Source organism: Micromonospora sp. NPDC005299 (genome assembly GCF_042872345.1).
Lineage (GTDB): Bacteria > Actinomycetota > Actinomycetes > Mycobacteriales > Micromonosporaceae > Micromonospora.
The window spans coordinates 528,307-543,057 of sequence record NZ_JBIAKG010000002.1 but is presented as its reverse complement, the minus strand read 5'-3'; the positions used below and the strand labels follow the sequence as shown (position 1 = coordinate 543,057).

At 72.4% G+C, this 14,751-nt stretch carries 12 protein-coding genes and 1 riboswitch; of the genes, 7 read left to right on the top strand and 5 right to left on the bottom strand.

Going from position 1 to position 14,751, the window contains the following annotated elements; genetic code table 11:
- Nucleotides 1-9: 9 nt before the first annotated feature.
- Entirely contained in the window at nucleotides 10-1,926 is a 1,917-nt protein-coding gene (locus tag ACFYPD_RS07865; protein WP_387110163.1) for a Xaa-Pro dipeptidyl-peptidase, read from the bottom strand.
- Nucleotides 1,927-2,467: 541 nt separating this feature from the next.
- On the opposite strand from ACFYPD_RS07865, the gene ACFYPD_RS07860 reads away from it, so the two are divergent.
- Nucleotides 2,468-4,528 carry a M4 family metallopeptidase gene (locus ACFYPD_RS07860; RefSeq protein WP_387110162.1) on the top strand — a complete coding sequence of 687 codons (2,061 nt, stop codon included), beginning with the start codon at nucleotides 2,468-2,470 and terminating at the stop codon, nucleotides 4,526-4,528.
- Between the two features lie 101 nt (nucleotides 4,529-4,629).
- Here ACFYPD_RS07860 and ACFYPD_RS07855 read toward each other — a convergent pair whose 3' ends face one another.
- On the bottom strand, nucleotides 4,630-5,091 hold the full coding sequence (locus ACFYPD_RS07855) for a YbaB/EbfC family DNA-binding protein (RefSeq protein ID WP_387110160.1): 462 nt from the start codon (nucleotides 5,089-5,091) through the stop codon (nucleotides 4,630-4,632).
- 137 nt (nucleotides 5,092-5,228) lie between these two features.
- Nucleotides 5,229-5,924, bottom strand: a complete 696-nt coding sequence (locus tag ACFYPD_RS07850; RefSeq protein ID WP_387110158.1) for a transglycosylase family protein — start codon at nucleotides 5,922-5,924, stop codon at nucleotides 5,229-5,231.
- A riboswitch (cyclic di-AMP (ydaO/yuaA leader) is annotated at nucleotides 5,924-6,097 on the bottom strand. Its footprint overlaps the gene before it by 1 nt.
- Nucleotides 6,098-6,436: 339 nt before the next feature.
- Between ACFYPD_RS07850 and ACFYPD_RS07845 the strand changes: the two genes are divergently transcribed.
- The 3 genes from ACFYPD_RS07845 to ACFYPD_RS07835 all read left to right on the top strand — a co-directional run bounded on the left by ACFYPD_RS07845 (nucleotide 6,437) and on the right by ACFYPD_RS07835 (nucleotide 9,281).
- Nucleotides 6,437-8,005, top strand: coding sequence for an LLM class flavin-dependent oxidoreductase (locus ACFYPD_RS07845; protein WP_387110156.1), 1,569 nt, complete (start codon nucleotides 6,437-6,439; stop codon nucleotides 8,003-8,005).
- Between the two features lie 74 nt (nucleotides 8,006-8,079).
- The gene (locus ACFYPD_RS07840; RefSeq protein WP_355342455.1) at nucleotides 8,080-8,550 is read left to right on the top strand and encodes a helix-turn-helix domain-containing protein; all 471 of its coding nucleotides are present in this window, start codon (nucleotides 8,080-8,082) and stop codon (nucleotides 8,548-8,550) included.
- Between the two features lie 32 nt (nucleotides 8,551-8,582).
- Nucleotides 8,583-9,281 (top strand): SDR family oxidoreductase, encoded by a 699-nt coding sequence (locus tag ACFYPD_RS07835; RefSeq protein ID WP_387110154.1) that lies wholly within the window; start codon nucleotides 8,583-8,585, stop codon nucleotides 9,279-9,281.
- Nucleotides 9,282-9,335: 54 nt separating this feature from the next.
- Here the strand turns inward: ACFYPD_RS07835 and htpG are convergent, their stop codons facing one another.
- On the bottom strand, nucleotides 9,336-11,228 hold the full coding sequence (htpG, locus tag ACFYPD_RS07830) for a molecular chaperone HtpG (RefSeq protein WP_387110152.1): 1,893 nt from the start codon (nucleotides 11,226-11,228) through the stop codon (nucleotides 9,336-9,338).
- 134 nt (nucleotides 11,229-11,362) lie between these two features.
- Between htpG and ACFYPD_RS07825 the strand changes: the two genes are divergently transcribed.
- Genes ACFYPD_RS07825 through ACFYPD_RS07815 form a run of 3 tightly spaced genes read left to right on the top strand, consistent with a single transcriptional unit; the run spans nucleotide 11,363 to nucleotide 13,568 of the window.
- Entirely contained in the window at nucleotides 11,363-12,091 is a 729-nt protein-coding gene (locus tag ACFYPD_RS07825) for a FadR/GntR family transcriptional regulator (protein ID WP_387110151.1), read from the top strand.
- Nucleotides 12,088-12,915: a sterol desaturase family protein gene (locus ACFYPD_RS07820; protein ID WP_387110149.1), complete on the top strand. Its 828-nt coding sequence runs from the start codon at nucleotides 12,088-12,090 to the stop codon at nucleotides 12,913-12,915. Before ACFYPD_RS07825 ends, ACFYPD_RS07820 begins: the two co-directional genes overlap by 4 nt.
- The gene (locus ACFYPD_RS07815) at nucleotides 12,912-13,568 is read left to right on the top strand and encodes a lysoplasmalogenase (RefSeq protein WP_387110147.1); all 657 of its coding nucleotides are present in this window, start codon (nucleotides 12,912-12,914) and stop codon (nucleotides 13,566-13,568) included. Before ACFYPD_RS07820 ends, ACFYPD_RS07815 begins: the two co-directional genes overlap by 4 nt.
- A 92-nt stretch (nucleotides 13,569-13,660) precedes the next feature.
- Here the strand turns inward: ACFYPD_RS07815 and ACFYPD_RS07810 are convergent, their stop codons facing one another.
- Nucleotides 13,661-14,704, bottom strand: coding sequence for a PKD domain-containing protein (locus tag ACFYPD_RS07810; protein ID WP_387110145.1), 1,044 nt, complete (start codon nucleotides 14,702-14,704; stop codon nucleotides 13,661-13,663).
- Nucleotides 14,705-14,751 lie beyond the last annotated feature (47 nt).

Sequence of the window (14,751 nt, the reverse complement as noted above, 5' to 3'; positions counted from 1 at the left end):
CGGTGTCTCCTACAGGCCGGCGGCCACCGCCGCGCCGCGGCCGCCGACGACCGGCAGGGTGATCCGGCTCCGGTCGAAGTGGACGGTGATGTGGGCCTGGTTCTGCTTGGCCCGGCTGCTGTAGCCGGAGTACGAACCGAGCAGGATCACGCCGATCTGGTGACCGGCGGCGAAGACGTAGTCCTCGGGGAGCAGGTTCAGGTCGACGGCGGTCTTCCGCCCGGGCACCAGCGGCGTCGACACCGACCGCGAGTCGAGGTTGAGGCCGTCGATGATCCCCTTGGTGACCAGCTCCTGCGGGTTGGTGGCGACGGTCTTCTCCGTCTTCCGGTAGCAGGCGTTCTCGGCGAAGCCGCCCCAGGTCGCCGTCGCGCCCCAGCAATCCTCCTCGGTGAGCGTCCGGATGCCGTCGCCGCTGGTGCTGAACCGGGGCCGGGTGCCGTAGTCGACGAGGAGTCCGGCGAAGCTGGTGTCCTCGCCGTCGACGGTGGCGTTGATCTTCACGACCGGGGTGCCGGAGACGTGCAGCGGCGCCGTCAGCGGCGCGGAGAGGAACACCAGACGGTTGTCCGTGTTGGCCGCCGGGTCCGACGGGTGGCGGATGGCGTTGGCGGCGGTCATGGTGGGGGTGTCCTGGAAGGTCGCCGACGCGTTGCCGGGGCCGGAGCGGACGGCGAGCCCGCCGACGTTCCCGGCCGCCGGCGCCCGGAGGAACACCTGGGTCGGCCGGGCACCCGGCAGCGGCCAGGTACGGGCGGTCTCCCAGACGTCGGGCGCCCGCTCGATGTCGACGGCCGGCTCCCGCATGATCCCGTTGTCGAGGCCCTGGAGCCAGTAGTCGAACCAGCGGTGCAGGGTGTCCACCCAGGCGCCCCGCCGGAAGTCGAACGGGTCGACGTGGCCGGTGCCGGTCAGCCAGAGCTTGCGGGGCACGCCCTGCTCGCCCAGCGCGGCCCACCACCTGCTGAAGTGGTCCGGGCGGACGTTGTCGTCGTTGATGCCGTGCACCACGAAGACACTGGCCCGGACCCGGTCGGCGTGCGGCACGTAGTCCCGCTCCGCCCAGAAGTCGTTGTAGTCACCGGTGACGTCGTCGCCGCCCTCCCCGAGGGCGGTCCGCACCGGCGCGCAGTACGCCCGGCGGGCCGGGTTGGTGACCGTGTTCGCGAGGCTGCCGGAGTAGTTGTTCGCCCGGGTGACGAGGCCGTTGCTCCGCGAGTAGTCGTACCAGCTGGAGATGGCCGAGATCGGCACGATCGTGGTCAGCCCGCGCACCCCGGCGGCCGCGGCGGCGTTGGCCAGCGTCCCGTCGTACGACTTGCCGATCATGCCGGTCCGGCCGTTGTGCCAGTCCGCCACGACCTTGCGGCCGGCGGCGTCGACGCCGGGCCGGCGCCCGTTGAGCCAGTCGATGGCCGTCGGCGCGCTGATGTTGTCGGCCCGGCCGCCGGTGACCGGGCAGCCGGTCGAGTTGTTGGTGCCGATCATGTCGAGCAGGACCACCGCGTAACCGCGCGGCACGAAGTAGTTGTCGTAGAACAGCGGCCAGGTGTCGTTCAGCCCGTCGCCGTCGACGTCGGCCTTGCACTCGCCCTCGTTGCCCCGGCAGACCGTCGAGTAGTACGGGCTGGCATCCATGACCACCGGCACCTTGAGCCCGTTCTCGCTGGCCCGGGGCCGGATGATGTCCATGGCCACGATGTCGCGGGCGCCGTCGCCGTCGGTGTCCACGTCCGAGGTGACGAAGATCCGTTCCCGGACCGCGTCGGCGTAGCCGAACACCGGTTGGGTGACGCCACCCTCGATCACGAGCCGGGCGCGCTCGTCCGCGCCCGGCCCGGCCAGGGCGGCGGTCGCCGGCAGTCCGGTGACCGCGATCGCCAGGGCCACCACCGAGGCCCGCCAGGCATGTCTTCCGCTTCGCATCCGCGTGCTCCTCCTCCCCGCGCCGGCCGTCCACCAGGCGACGTACACAGGGGACACGCCGCCGCGACGGTCGACCCGAACCTACGGATCGACGGACGTCCAGGTCTTCGGACACCTGTGGAAGATGGTCGCCGCCGGCTCCTACGCCTGTCGCACGCCGTTGACCACGGCGCATAGCCACGGGTCAATGCGCGCCATCCGCACGGAGCGGCAATCGACTCATTTCCGACAGGCCGTCGTCCGGTGCCGGGAACATTCGGCCTGATCAGCGCCTATTGAAGATCATGGCTTCCTGAATTCCCGGCGACGGCGCGGCGACCGCGCGGCGTCGGTTGCCCGGGTCACCCATTGATCCCGGCCCGGGCCCGTGTGATTGTGCCCCCAGCGAGTCGCCGAACCCCGGCGGCTCACGACGGTCGATCTGTCGAACCGGGGCCACGCCGGCAGCCTCGGAGACCGACCGTCACCCCGCCTCGCCACACCGCGCCGCCCGTCCCCACCGGGCTCCGTGCGGCGCGCCTAGGAACAGGAGCGAACCCCCTTGAAGCTCTCACCTCGCCTCGTCGCGCTCTCCGGCGCGGCGGCGGCCGGTCTGATCGCCGCCGGCACCGCCGCGGCCGTGCAGGCCGCGCCGCCCGGCCCCGCCGCACCCGACGCCGCCCAGGCCCGCGCGATCGCCGCCGACTCGGCCCGCGCGCTGGTCGCCGGCCGGCCCGCCTACCTGCACGCCAGCTCGGACGACGCGTTCGTGCAGAAGACGGTCATCTCCTCCGAGGGCACCCAGTACGTGCCCTACGAGCGCACCTACAAGGGCCTGCCCGTGGTCGGCGGTGACTTCGTGCTGGCCACCGACACGGCCGGCAACCTGAAGTACGCCTCCGTCGCCCAGCAGCAGGCCATCGGCAGCCTCGCCACCACGCCGAAGCTGACCTCGGCCACCGCGGCGAAGACCGCGCGCGCCCAGCTCAAGACGGTCAGCACCGTCGAGGGCACCAACCTGGTCGTCTACACCCTCGGCGCCAAGCCGGCGCTGGCCTGGGAGACCACGGTGCGGGGCACCGACGCCGAGGGCCCGAGCCGGCTCACGGTCGACGTCGACGCCCTCACCGGCACGGTGCTGCGCACGCAGGAGCACGTCGTGCACGGCACCGGCACCGGGGCGTGGAACGGGCCCAGCCCGCTGACCTTGAACACCACGCAGTCGGGCGGCACCTACTCCATGAAGGACCCGACGGTCACCAACCTGAGCTGCCAGGACGCCGCCACGAACACGACGTTCAGCGGCTCCGACGACGTCTGGGGCAACGGCACCGCCACCAGCCGGGAGACCGGCTGCGTCGACGCGTTGTTCGCCGCGCAGACCGAGCACAAGATGCTCGCGCAGTGGCTGGGCCGCAACGGCGCCGACGGCAACGGCGGCTACTGGCCGATCCGGGTGGGCCTGAACGACCAGAACGCCTACTACGACGGCACCCAGGTCCAGATCGGCAAGAACACCTCGGGCCAGTGGATCGGCTCGCTCGACGTGGTGGCCCACGAGATCGGCCACGGCATCGACGACCACACCCCGGGCGGCATCTCCGGCGGCGGCACCCAGGAGTTCGTGGCCGACACCTTCGGCGCGTCCACCGAGTGGTTCGCCAACGAGCCGTCCAGCTACGACGCCCCCGACTTCCTGGTCGGCGAGAAGGTCAACCTGGTGGGCAGCGGCCCGATCCGCAACATGTACAACCCGTCGGCGCTGGGCGACCCCAACTGCTACTCCAGCAGCATCCCGGGCACCGAGGTGCACGCCGCCGCGGGCCCCGGCAACCACTGGTTCTACCTGCTGGCCAACGGCAGCAGCCCGACCAACGGCCAGCCGGCCAGCTCCACCTGCAACGGCAGCAGCGTCACCGGCCTGGGCATCCAGAAGGCCATGAAGATCATGTACAACGCCATGCTGCTGAAGACCTCGTCCTCGTCGTACCTGAAGTACCGGGTCTGGACGCTGCAGGCGGCGAAGAACCTCTACCCGACCAGCTGCACCGAGTTCAACGCGGTCAAGGCCGCCTGGACCGCGATCAGCGTGCCGGCGCAGACCGGTGAGGCCACCTGCACCGGCACCCCGACGCCGACCCCGACCACCACGACCACCCCGCCGTCGGGCAGCTGCACCGGCCAGAAGCTGGCCAACCCCGGCTTCGAGTCGGGCAACGTGAGCTGGAGCGCCAGCTCCGGCGTCATCACGAACGACGCCGCCCAGGCCGCGCACGGCGGCTCGTACAAGGCCTGGCTCGACGGCTACGGGTCGACGCACACCGACACCGTCACCCAGTCGGTGACGATCCCCGCCGGCTGCCGGGCGACGCTGAGCTTCTGGCTGCACATCGACAGCGCGGAGTCGACCACGACCACCGCCTACGACAAGCTGACCGTGAAGGCGGGCAGCACCACCCTGGCCACCTACTCCAACCTCAACAAGGCCACCGGCTACGTGCAGCGGTCCTTCGACGTCTCGTCGCTGGCCGGCACCACCGCCACCATCTCGTTCACCGGCGTGGAGGACAGCTCCCTGCAGACCTCCTTCGTCGTCGACGACACCTCGCTCACCCTGAGCTGACCACACCGGAGCGGCCGGCCGTCGTCCTCCCGACGGCCGGCCGCTTCGTCGTCTCCGCCGTGAGTCCCCGCCAATCCGGGGATGCGGTTTCCGCTCCGCGGTCAGGCCGGGCGGGCCGCGCGCGAACCCGCGGCGTCGTCGCGGCGGATCCGGGCCGCGACGCCCTCCATGGCCCGGCCGAAGCGCTCCATGTCCCGCGCGGACTGCTCGGGCAGGCCGCCGAGCCGCGCGGCGAGGGCGTCCACGTCAGCCCGGGCCGAGGCGCTGACCCGGGCGTCCAGCTCGGTGAGGGCCGCGTTCACGGCGGTCACGAGGTGCCCGCAGACGGTCTCCATGGGCTCCCCGGCCAGCGCCGGGTCGACGGTGACGGACTCCAGCCGGCCACCCTGGACGGCGACGGCACGGATCCGGCCGTCGGCCGCGCTGCCCTCGGCCCGGAGCAGCTCGGCCGGCGCGCCGTCGGCGTGCTCGGCGGCCCGGGACCGCATCGCGGAGAGCGCCTGTTGCGTCCTGGTCAGCAGCTCGTCGAGGCTCGCGGCCGCGGAGAACGAGTCGTTGGTCATATCCGCGCTTTCTTCACGTCTTTCCGAGCACCGTGACGATAGCAACCGGCCCCGACGTCGAACGCCCGGCCGGGAGGCCCGGCCGGGCGTTCGTGGCGCGGCGGACCGGCCCGCGTGCGACCGGGTCCGGTGGGGGCTCAGCGCAGGCGCAGCTTCTGGCCCGGGAAGATCAGGCCCGGGTCGTCGCCGACCACGCTCTTGTTGCGCTCGTAGAGGGCGTGCCAACCGCCGGCGACGTTCTTCGCGTCGGCGATCTCGGAGAGGGTGTCTCCGGCCCGCACCAGGTAGCTGCCGGCGGTCGGCGCGGTGCGCCGCTCGCTGCGGACGGCCGGCCGGTCGCCACGCGACGACCGCTCCGAGGTGGCCTTCTTCGTCGTGGCCTTCTTCGTCGTGGCCCTCTTCGTCGTGGCCTTCTTCGTCGTGGCCTTCCTCGCGCCCGAGTCGGTGGCCGAGTACTTCTTGGTCGAGCCGCCCTTCTTGCCGCAGACCGGCCAGGCGCCGATGCCCTGTCCGTCGAGGACCTTCTCGGCGATGGCGATCTGCTCGCCGCGGCTGGCCAGGTCGGCCCGGCTGGCGTACTTCTGGCCGCCGTAGCCGTTCCAGGTGCTCCGGGAGAACTGGAGCCCGCCGTAGTAGCCGTTGCCGGTGTTGATGTGCCAGTTGCCGCCGGACTCGCACTGGGCGACGGCGTCCCAGTTGACGCTGGCGGCGCTGGCCGGGGCGGCCGGGCCGAGAAGGGCGGCGGCGCCGGTGGCGGCGCCGACGACGAGCGCCCCGACGGCGGTGCGACGCTGCGCGGTCCGTCGATGACGGGCGACGTGTTCAGTTGCCATGTGGGTTTCCTCCACGCCGACGAGGTGAGCTGTCGGGTTCGGGCCGAGGAGCCCGGCCGCCGCAGGCGGCTTCACCCCGAGGTGTCGTGCACCGAGGAACGTGTGGGTCCCCCGCTCCCGCCCAAAGGTCCAGGTACCACCGGGCCGGCGGCGGGATTAGGCGTTGCCGGCCCGGGGTGTCCGCGATCGCGAACGGATTCGACGTTAGGAACGGTTTGCGACGAACGCCCACTTCTTGTGAAGTTGTTCACCCGGCTGGGCGACGGCACCGTCCCTCGGCTTGCGGAACCGTCGGATCTGTCGTAGCGGCCCGGCCGACGATGTGTTTTCGCAGCTCACAGCGGTGTTTCCGCGCTCCGGCCGAAGAGGACGACCCACCGGCGCCGGGTCCACCGTGGCAAGTGGCCACGGCGCGCGTCGCGGATCCCGGGGCGGTGGGTTCCCGGCCCGGCGGGCAACGCGGGAGGCTACCGTGAGCAGGTTCGCGCAAGATCGGCACGAGGCGGCGAGGCATGAGCGACCACGGACACGAGCTGGCCTTCGGCGGCTTCCTCACGCCGAGCGCCGGGCGGCCCGAGCAGGTGGTGGCGCGCGCCAAGCTCTGCGAGCAGGTCGGCCTGGACCTGGTGACCTTCCAGGACCACCCGTACCAGCCCGGTTTCCTGGACACCTGGACGCTGATGTCCTTCGTGGCCGCGGCCACCAGCCGCATCACGCTGGCCGGCAACGTGCTCAACCTGCCGCTGCGCCAGCCGGTGGTGCTGGCCCGCAGCGTGGCCAGCCTGGACCTGCTCACCGGTGGCCGGGTCGAGCTGGGGCTCGGCGCCGGCGCGTTCTGGGAGGCGATCGAGGCCGTCGGCGGTCGGCGGCTCTCCCCCGGCGCGGCGGTGGACGCCCTCGACGAGGCGATCCGGGTGATCCGCGAGGTCTGGGACACCGAGCGGCGCGGCATGGTCCGGGTCGATGGCGAGCACTACCGGGTGATCGGGGCGAAGCGCGGGCCGGCCCCGGCGCACCCGGTGCAGGTCTGGGTCGGCGCGTACAAGCCGCGGATGCTGCGGCTGGTCGGCCGCGCGGCGGACGGTTGGCTGCCGTCGCTGGCGTACCTGCCAGAGGGCCCGGCGGAGTTGCCGGCGCTGAACGCGCTGATCGACGAGGCCGCCGCGGAGGCCGGGCGGGAGCCGGGCGCGGTGCGCCGGTTGCTCAACGTCACCGGCACCTTCGCCCGGTCCTCCGGCGGCTTCCTGGACGGCCCGCCGGAGCAGTGGGTGGAGGAACTGGCCGGGCTCGCCCTGGACCACGGCGTCGCCACGTTCATCCTCGGCAGCGACGAGCCGCGGGCCGTCCAGCTCTTCGCCCAGGAGGTGGCGCCCGCGGTCCGCGAGCTGGTCGCCGCCGAACGCACCACGCCGGGCAGCCGCTCCCGCGCCGTGGAGGAGCAGCAGGCCGCCGTCGCGGCCGGCGGGTCGACCGCGCTCGCGGTCACTCCCACCCCCGATCCGGGGGTACGGCTGAGCGCGCGCCGGCTGTGGGACGAGTCCACCCGACCGGCGGCGCCACCCGCACCGGCCGGGCACCTCTACACGCCCCACGGGCAGGCCGCCGGTCAGCACCTGGTCGACGTGCACGACCACCTGCGCCAGGAGCTCGCACAGGTGCGTGACCTGCTGGAACAGGTCAAGCGCGGCGCGGTCGCCCCGGGCGCCGCCCGCGCCGTGCTGAACGAGATGACCATGCGGCAGAACAACTGGACGCTGGGGGCGTACTGCGCGGCGTACTGCACGGTGGTGACCCAGCACCACGGCCTGGAGGACAACTCGATCTTCCCGCACCTGCGCCGCGCCGACGCGGGGCTCGCGGCGGTGCTGGACCGCCTCGAGGAGGAGCACGTGGTGATCCACGGGGTGGTGGAGAACGTCGACCGGGCGCTGGTGGACCTGATCCGCGAGCCGGGCGACTTCACCGAGCTCCAGGCGGCGGTGGACCTGCTCACCGACACCCTGCTGTCGCACCTGTCGTACGAGGAGCGGGAGATCGTCGAGCCCCTCGCCCGGCACGGCTTCTACGCCGGCCAACTCTGAGGGGGAATATTCCCGGCGCCGGCGTGAGATAGCTGGCTTTTGTTTTCCTAAGTCAGCCGGGTAGCGTCGGCCCCATGACGGACTTCCTCGCGCGGCGCGACTCCTGGTCCACCGCCAACTGCTCGATCGCCGGCGCGCTCGACGTGGTCGGCAACCGCACCACGCTGCTCCTGCTGCGCGAGGCGTCGTTCGGCACCCGGCGCTTCGACGACTTCGCCCGCCGGGTCGGCGTCAGCGAGCCGGTGGCCGCCGCCCGGCTGAAGCAGCTCGTCGCCGACGGGCTGCTCGACCGGCGGCCCTACCGGGAGCCCGGGCAGCGCACCCGCGACGAGTACGTGCTCACCGCCAAGGGGCGGGACCTGCTGCCCGTGCTCGCCGCCCTGCGCGAGTGGGGCGACACGTACGCCGTCGAGGAGCCCTCGGTCCGGCTGGCCCACCACGACTGCGGCGCGGCGGTGCACGTGGCGCTGCGCTGCGCGGCCGGCCACGACGTGCCGGCCGACCAGGTGGACCTGCTGCCCGGGCCCGGCCTGCTGCCGTCCTGACGACCCACCCTTCGCACCCTCAGGAGCACGACATGAAGATCGCTGGAAGCACCGCCCTGGTCACCGGGGCCAACCGGGGCTTCGGCCGGCACCTGGCCGCCGAGCTGCTGGCCCGGGGCGCCACCGTCTACGCCGGCGCCCGCAACCCGGACACCGTCGACCTGCCGGGCGCCACCCCGGTGCGGCTCGACATCACCGACCCGGCCTCGGTGGCCGCCGCCGCAGAGCTGGCCGGCGACGTCACCCTGCTGGTCAACAACGCCGGCGTGAGCACCGGGGCCGACCTGCTCGACGGCGACCTGGCGCAGATCCGCCTGGAGCTGGAGACCCACTACCTCGGCACGCTGTCCGTGGTGCGGGCCTTCGCGCCGAGGATCGCGGCCAACGGCGGCGGGACCGTCCTGAACATCCTCTCCGCCCTGTCCTGGATCACGTTCCCGCAGGTGGGCGCCTACGGGGCGGCCAAGGCCGCCGAGTGGTCGATGACCAACGCGCTCCGCGCGCAGCTCGCCGACCGGGGCGTCCGCGTCGCCGGCCTGCACGTCGGCTACATGGACACCGAGATGACCGCGCGGGTGACCGCGCCGAAGTCCGACCCGGCCGAGATCGCCCGGCTCGCCGTCGACGGGATCGAGGCCGACCGGTACGAGATCATCGCCGACGAGACCTCCCGCCAGGTCCTCGCCGGCCTCTCCGGCGGCGTCGCCGCCCTCTACCCGGCCCTGCTGTGAGGCTGACCGCCCGCCGGCCGGGGCACGGAAGCCCGGGCCGGCGGGCGGCTCGGCCTACAGGTTCCGGGCGAGCCGGTCGGCGAGAATCCGGGTGAACCGGGCTGGGTCGGCCAGTTCCCCGCCCTCGGCGAGCAGCGCCATGCCGTACAGCAGCTCGGCGGTCTCGGTCAGCGCGGTGCTGTCGCCGCCCTGCTCGTGCGCCTTGCGCAGCCCGGTGACGAGGGCGTGGGTCGGGTTGAGCTCCAGGATCCGCTTGACCTGGGGCACCTCCTGCCCCATGGCCCGGTACATCTTCTCCAGCGTGGGCGTCATGTCGTGCGCGTCGCCCACCACACAGGCCGGGGAGGTGGTGAGCCGGGTGGAGAGCCGGACCTCCTTGACGCTGTCGGCGAGCGCGCCGCTCATCCAGGTGAGCAGGTCGGCGTACTCCTGCCGCTCGGCCTCGGCCCGCTCCCGCTCCTCGTCGGTCTCCAGGTCCACCTGGCCCTTGGCGACCGAGCGCAGGGTCTTCCCGTCGTACGCGCCGACCCGCTCGACCCACACCTCGTCGACCGCGTCGGTGAGGATCAGCACCTCGTAGCCCTTGGCGCGGAACGCCTCCAGGTGCGGGGAGTTCTCGATGGTGGCCCGGTTCTCGCCGGTGGCGTAGTAGATCTCGGTCTGGCCGTCCTTCATCCGCTCGACGTAGTCGCGCAGCGTGGTCAGCTCGGCCGGGTCGTGGGTGCTGGCCGCCCGGACCAGGTCCAGCAGCGCCTCGGTGTTGTCCGGGTCCTCCAGCAGGCCCTCCTTGACCACCGGGCCGAACTCGCTCCAGAAGGTGCGGTACGCCTCGGCGGAGAGGCCCTTGAGCGTGGCGAGGACCTTCTTGACCAGGCGGCGGCGCACGGCGCGGATCTGCCGGTCCTGCTGAAGGATCTCCCGGGAGATGTTCAGCGACAGGTCGTGCGCGTCCACCACGCCCTTGACGAAGCGCAGGTAGTTGGGCATGAGCGCGTCGCAGTCGTCCATGATGAACACGCGCTTGACGTAGAGCTGCACGCCCCGGCGGCCCTGCGGCGAGAAGAGGTCGAGCGGGGCGTGCGAGGGCAGGAAGAGCAGCGCCTCGTACTCGAAGGTGCCCTCGCCGCGCATGTGGATGGTGTCGAGGGGGTCGGCCCAGTCGTGCGCGACGTGCCGGTAGAACTCCTTGTACTCGGCCTCGTCGACCTCGTCCTTGGCGCGCGCCCAGAGCGCCTTCATCGAGTTGAGCGTCTGCTCCTCGCGGGTGGTGGCGCCGTCCTCCCCGGGCTTCTCCACGGTCATCCGGATCGGCCACGCGATGAAGTCCGAGTAGCGCTTGACGATCTCGCGGATGGTCCACTCGGCCGTGTAGTCGTGCAGGTTGTCCTCGGCGTCGGCCGGCTTGAGGTGCAGAATCACCGTGGTGCCCTGCGGGGCGTCCTCGACGGCCTCGACCGAGTAGGTGCCCTCGCCGGTGGACTCCCACCGGGTGCCGCCGGCCTGCCCGGCGCGGCGGGTCACCAGGGTCACCCGGTCGGCGACCATGAAGGTGGCGTAGAAGCCGACGCCGAACTGCCCGATCAGCTCCTGCGGGGCGGCGGCGTCCTTCGACTCGCGCAGCGTGCGCAGCAGCTCGGCGGTGCCGGACTTGGCGATGGTGCCGATCAGTCCGACCACCTCGTCGCGGGACATGCCGATCCCGTTGTCCCGCACGGTCAGCGTGCGGGCCTCCTTGTCGACCTCGATCTCGATGTGCAGGTCGGTGGTGTCGACCTGGAGGTCCTTGTCGACCAGCGACTCCAGGCGCACCTTGTCCAGCGCGTCGGAGGCGTTCGAGATCAGTTCGCGCAGGAAGACGTCCTTGTTGGAGTAGATCGAGTGCACCATCAGCTGGAGCAGCTGACGGGCCTCGGCCTGGAACTCCAACGTCTCGACCCGATCGCTCACACCGACTCCCTTCCACTTCGCGGGCTTCCGGCGGAAAGGATACGAGGCGTGCGCGCACCGCCACCGGAGGGTGGTCGATCGAGTCTGGTCCAACCAGTTGACGGGTTGATGTGTGCGGGGCCACACTGCTGCGCATGGCCTTCGCTCCCGTCCCCCGCGCCTCGGTCTCCGACCACGTCTTCGGCCAGCTCCGCGACGCCATCGTCAGCGGCGGCTACCGGCCGGAGGAGACGCTGCCCGGCGAACGGGAACTGGCCGCCGCGTTCGCGGTGAACCGGCACGCCGTCCGCGAGGCGCTGCGCCGGCTCCAGCAACTCGGCCTGGTCCGGGTCAGCCAGGGCGGCGCCACCCGGGTGCTCGACTGGCGGGTGCACGCCGGGCTGGACCTGGCGCTGTCGCTGGCCCGCTCGGGTGACGTACTCCCGGTCGAGAACCTGGTCCGCGACATGCTGGAGATGCGGGCCTGCGTCGGGATCGACGCGGCCCGGCTCTGCGCCGAGCGCGGCGACCCGGAGGTCACGGAGGCGCTGGTCCGGGCCGCCGAGGAGTACGGCCCGCTCGCCCCCGACCTGGACCGGATGAACGAGGCGAACATCGCGATCTGGTGGCTGATCGTCCGGGGCAGCGGCAACACCGCCTACCTGCTGGCGTTCAACAGCCTGGTGGCCGGCACCTTCGCCGTGGGCGACGTCCCCCCGGACGCCCGGGCCGCCGAGCTGCTCGACGTCGCCGGCCACCGCCGGCTCGCCGCCGCGATCGCGGCCGGCCAGGGCACGGCAGCCGCCCGGCACGCCCGGGCCCTGCTGACCGCCCCGGTCACCACCCCCACCACCCCCGCCGCCAGAAGGGAAGCCCGAGCGTGATCCCCGCCGTGCTCTACGCCGTCCCGGCGTTCCTCCTCCTGATCATCATCGAGGCGGTCTCCTACCGCTTCCTCCCCGACGACGACGAACGCGGCTACGAGCTGCGCGACACCACCACCAGCCTCTCCATGGGACTGGGCAGCCAGGTCATCGGCTTCCCCTGGAAACTGCTCACCGTCGGCGTCTACGCCGCACTGTGGGTGGTCGCGCCGGTGCACCTCTCCCCCGGCGACTGGTGGACCTGGGTGATCGTCTTCTTCGCCGACGACGTCGCCTACTACTGGTTCCACCGGCTGCACCACGAGGTCCGCGTGCTCTGGGCCAGCCACGTGGTGCACCACTCCAGCGTCTACTACAACCTCTCCACCGCGCTGCGGCAGAGCTGGACGCCGATGACCTCGCTGCCGTTCTGGCTACCCCTGGCGCTGCTCGGCATCCCGCCGTGGATGATCTTCCTGCAGCAGTCGATCAGCCTGCTCTACCAGTTCTTCCTGCACACCGAGCGGGTGAGCGTGCTGCCACGGCCGATCGAGTTCATCTTCAACACGCCCTCCCACCACCGGGTGCACCACGGCTCGAACGCCGAGTACCTCGACCGCAACTACGGCGGCATCCTCATCGTCTGGGACCGGCTCTTCGGCTCCTTCGAGCCCGAGCGGGCCCCGGCCCGGTACGGGCTGACCAAGAACATCCAGACCTTCAACCCGCTGCGGGTGGCCACCCACGAGTTCGCCGCGATCTGGTCCGACGTCCGGCACGCCACCTCGTGGCGGGCCCGGCTCGGCTACGTCTTCGGCCGGCCCGGCTGGCAGCCGGCCCGATGAGGCGCCCCTGGCTGGCCCTGTTCGGGGTCGTCGCCCTGGTCGAGCTGGTCGGGGTCGCGCTCGACTCGACGCCGACGCAGTGGCTGGCCAAACCGCTGCTGGCGCCGCTGCTGCTGGCGTACCTGTGGGACCGGCGACGCCGCGTGGACCCGGTGGCGGTGGGCCTGGTCGCCGCCACCGCCGGGGACGTGGCGCTGCTCGTGCCGGGGCAGGCCGCGTTCCTGGCCGGCATGGGGTGCTTCCTGGTCACCCAGGTCGCCTTCCTCGCCGCCTTCCTGCGCCGGCGCCGGCCGCCGGTGGCGGCGGCGGTGGTCGGCTACCTGCTCGCCTGGGCCGGCGGGAACGCGCTGCTCTGGGGTGCGCTGGGGCCGCTGCGGCTGCCGGTGCTCGGCTACAGCCTGGCGCTGTCCCTGATGGCCGCCGCCGCGACCCGGGTGTCCCGGCGCACGGCGGCCGGCGGGGCGCTGTTCCTCGTCTCCGACCTGCTGATCGGGGTCGGCGCGGCGGGCAGCGACTTCCCCGGCCGGGAGCTCCTCGTCATGACGACCTACGCGGCGGCGCTCCTCCTGATCACCACCGGCTGGGCCGCCGCCGGGGCGGCCCGGCCGGCCCGCCCTCCGTCGCCCGCCGAGGCCGCACAACCCGTCTCCTGATCCCGGACCGCAGCGGTGGCGGTGCCCGGTGTTTCCGGGCACCGCCACCTGCCGCCCTGGCGTCGCTCACCCCCGTGGTGGCGTCACCGGGCTCAGCTCACCCGGACCGGGGTCGAGAGCAACTCGTTGTCGGCCGGAAGGGCGTCCCGGTTCTGCAGCACAGCGGCCACCGCCCGGAAGGTGATCTTCCCGGCGGCCCGGTCGTCCGCCGTGACGACGTACCGGAACGAGAAGGTGGTGCCGTTGCCCGCCGCCTTCACCGGAACCGGCTGCGTCTCGACGCCGACCTGCTCGTATCCGTACGGGCCGCCCCGGTGGAGACGGACCTCGACGTTCTCGGCGTACCGGGTGTTCCGCACGGTGACCGTGACGCCGAGGGCCTGCCCGACCCGGGCGGTCGACGGCACGGCGAGCCGGACGATCGACACGTCGTGGGTACGGACCACGACCGGGTGCGCGGCGGTGCGGCTCCGCCCGTCGACCGTCGACGCCGTCAGCCGGACGGTGTAGTCGCCGTCGGCGGTGAACCGGTGGCGGGGGAACTGGGCGTCCGACGTGGTCCCGTCGCCGAACTCCCAGCGGTAGGAGGCGATCCCGAGGCCGGCCGGGTCGTGGACCGAGGGCCAGAAGGCTACCGTGTCGAACTCGCTGGGCTCGTACCCCGGCGGTGAGAAGTCGACCTCCGGGTCCGGCGCGACATCCAGCCGGAAGGTGACCTGCTCGGCGAAGTCCGCCCCGGTCCGGAACAGGTAGGTCGTGCCGGCCTGCGCCTCGAAGGTCACCGGCGCGTAGCCGTACAGCGGCCGGCAGTACACCTCGGAGAGGCTGTCCAACGAGCTTCCCGTGTAGACGGCGATGCCCGGGTAGTCCGGGCCCGTGCCGGCCGTGACCATGCCGGTGGTGGTGGGTGTGTACGAGTACCACACCGTGCGGGTGGCGCCGAAGCAGGACGTCGGCTCGCCGTCCTCCGCGGTCGCCGTGCTGAGGTCCTGGACGTTCGCGTACGGCAGCGCGTCGACCGGTAGCGCGGCGGCGAAGTCGTCGTTCACCGCCGTCAGGGCGAGGTCTCCACTCTCCGGCGCGGCGAGGGCCGCGACCGGCCCCGCCATCAGCAGTGCGACCACACCTGTGCACACGCCGGCGATCCGTGCGACGTGACATTTGATCACCGATACTCCCCTCG

Coding starts and splice junctions, on each gene's coding strand:
- ACFYPD_RS07825 (WP_387110151.1), top strand. CDS start 11,363: ATGGCCTTCGCTCCCGTCCCCCGCGCCTCGGTCTCCGACCACGTCTTC.
- ACFYPD_RS07835 (WP_387110154.1), top strand. CDS start 8,583: ATGAAGATCGCTGGAAGCACCGCCCTGGTCACCGGGGCCAACCGGGGC.
- ACFYPD_RS07850 (WP_387110158.1), bottom strand. CDS start 5,924: ATGGCAACTGAACACGTCGCCCGTCATCGACGGACCGCGCAGCGTCGC.
- ACFYPD_RS07865 (WP_387110163.1), bottom strand. CDS start 1,926: ATGCGAAGCGGAAGACATGCCTGGCGGGCCTCGGTGGTGGCCCTGGCG.
- ACFYPD_RS07845 (WP_387110156.1), top strand. CDS start 6,437: ATGAGCGACCACGGACACGAGCTGGCCTTCGGCGGCTTCCTCACGCCG.
- ACFYPD_RS07815 (WP_387110147.1), top strand. CDS start 12,912: ATGAGGCGCCCCTGGCTGGCCCTGTTCGGGGTCGTCGCCCTGGTCGAG.
- ACFYPD_RS07855 (WP_387110160.1), bottom strand. CDS start 5,091: ATGACCAACGACTCGTTCTCCGCGGCCGCGAGCCTCGACGAGCTGCTG.
- ACFYPD_RS07840 (WP_355342455.1), top strand. CDS start 8,080: ATGACGGACTTCCTCGCGCGGCGCGACTCCTGGTCCACCGCCAACTGC.